Annotated in this window: 1 protein-coding gene; it reads left to right on the top strand. The window is 69.6% G+C overall.

Annotated elements, in window-relative coordinates; all coding sequences use genetic code 11:
* Positions 1-582, top strand: a 582-nt coding sequence (locus IO39_RS43440) for an alpha/beta hydrolase (protein ID WP_043637708.1), incomplete at both ends; no start/stop codon positions are given.

Raw genomic sequence — 582 nt, 5'->3', positions numbered from 1 at the left:
CGGTGCGCGGGCGGCGGTGGTCTTCCCCGAGTACGATCGTTCGCCCGAGCATCGCTATCCGGTGGCGCTCGAGCAGGTCTGGACGGTCGCCCGCTGGGTCGTGGAGCAGGGCGGGGCCCGGGGGCTGGATGCCTCCCGGATCGCGGTGGCCGGTGACTCGGTCGGCGGGAACATGAGCGCCGCGCTGACCTTGATGGCCAAGCGGCGTGGTGGCCTGTCGTTGTGCGGGCAGGTGCTGTTCTATCCGGTGACCGATGCCGCCTTCGACACCGATTCCTACCGTCAGTTCGCCGAGGGGTATTTCCTGCGGCGGGACGGGATGCAGTGGTTTTGGGATCAGTACACCACCGGCCCCGCTCAGCGCGCGGAGATCACCGCCTCCCCGCTGCGTGCCACCGTTGAGGATCTGGCCGGGCTGCCTCCGGCGCTGATCATCACCGCCGAGGCCGATGTGCTGCGCGACGAGGGCGAGGCCTATGCCAACAAGCTGCGGCAGGCGGGGGTGCCGGTCACCGCCGTCCGCTACCAGGGCATCATCCACGACTTCGTCATGCTCAACACCCTGCGCGAGACGCAGGCCGC

This window comes from Nonomuraea candida, assembly GCF_000725485.1.
GTDB classification, from domain to species: Bacteria; Actinomycetota; Actinomycetes; order Streptosporangiales; family Streptosporangiaceae; genus Nonomuraea; species Nonomuraea candida.
This window is presented reverse-complemented; position numbering and strand designations above follow the sequence as displayed.